1 protein-coding gene and 1 pseudogene are annotated in these 1473 nt (G+C 38.3%); both read right to left on the bottom strand.

Annotated elements, in window-relative coordinates; translation table 11 throughout:
* Positions 1-370, bottom strand: a pseudogene (locus tag ACN4EE_RS23300) (hypothetical protein); the annotation flags it as partial.
* Between the two features lie 156 nt (positions 371-526).
* Positions 527-1423 (bottom strand): hypothetical protein, encoded by an 897-nt coding sequence (locus ACN4EE_RS23295; RefSeq protein ID WP_431708893.1) that lies wholly within the window; start codon positions 1421-1423, stop codon positions 527-529.
* Positions 1424-1473 lie beyond the last annotated feature (50 nt).

The raw sequence follows: 1473 nt of genomic DNA, 5'->3' as shown, positions 1-1473 counted from the left end.
CCCCTTCTAAACCCTCCTGTTGATTGTTGACTTCTTCTTCAACTTCTCCTTTTTTCTCCTCAATGGATTGATTAACTTCGTCCATTTTTGCCTGTAACTGATTTAAGGCTTCTTGAAAACCCGTTAAGCCCTCCATCATGGCGGTAGAATCTTGGGTAAATTCCTCTTTTGTGCTTTCAAAGTTACTACTAGCCGTTTCTAAAATGGAAGTAACATTTTCTTCACATTGGGTAAGAGAGTCGTTAGTGGATTCTAATTGTTGGGTAAAATCTCCCATTTGATTATTAGCCACATCGAGCGCTTTTAATAATTCTTCTAGCTTGTCGATCGACTCGTCAATATTTTGCTCCATGACTTGAGTTTCAGCCATAATCGTAACCTCCTGATATTAAATATTGGTGAATAAAAAAGTTTTTGGTAAATAGATTGCTTCGTTACCTCGCAATGACTAACAAGAAAGATTGCTTCGTGCCTCGTAATGACAAACAAGAGAGATTGCTTCGTGCCTCGCAATGACACAATATTCTTAACCTAAAATATCTTGAATCATGTCTAAAACGGGTTTAATATCATCGATGAGATCAGTAATTTCTCCCACCTGCCCAACAATATCGCCAATACCACCGTCTAACAATTCTTCGGCTTCTTCTCCCGCACTACCAAGAAAACCTAAAGCCTCCGTTAACCCTCCTGCTGAATCTGTTAAATCTCCCATTAATTCTTCCGTAAACTTAGAAGTAAGAGTACTAACTAAATCATCCGCTTGAGATGTTAAACTTCCTATCAAAGAATTTGCCCCCGTTGTAGCTTGTTCTTCTACATCCTCAAATTCACTTTGCAAAGTCTCTAATTTACTGTTCAATTCTTCTGCTAAATCAGTAAATTGTTGCACCAAATTTTCCGTTTGATTTTGGAAACTTTCAGTAGCAGTGTTTACCGCTTCGTTTAATTCTTCAATGTTGCTTTTTGCCGTTTCTTGATAAGTACCAAATTGCTCTTCTGTATCCTTAATGCTTTGGGAATAATTATCAAAGTTAGATTTACTTTCCTCCGTTTGACTTTCGATTTCTGAAGCTATTTCCTCTTTTTTAGCGATAAACTCCTCTAGTCTAGCTTGAAACTCCTCGATCGACTGACTAACCTGCTCAGTAATTTCCCCGATTTTGCCTTCAAATTCCCCCATAATATTGGTAGTATTGTCTAATTCCGTTTCGAGGGTAGCTTCAGCTTCTTCAATTTCAGCAATCATCGCCTCCCATTTTGTCTTGGCTTCCTCCCCTGCTGTGGACAAGTTTTCAGCGATTTCAGTGGCTTTGGCGACAATAGCCTCCACTTCCTGAAAGGATTTTTCACCTTCCATAATCAAGGCTTGCGCCCTTTCGTCAACTTGTTCAATTAGGGTATTAATTTCGGTTGTTGCCATAATATCTACTCCATTTATTTAATTCAGATTTGTTAAGTTATATTCTGATG

The organism is Geminocystis sp. CENA526 (genome assembly GCF_050753365.1).
GTDB lineage: Bacteria > Cyanobacteriota > Cyanobacteriia > Cyanobacteriales > Cyanobacteriaceae > Geminocystis.
This window is presented reverse-complemented; position numbering and strand designations above follow the sequence as displayed.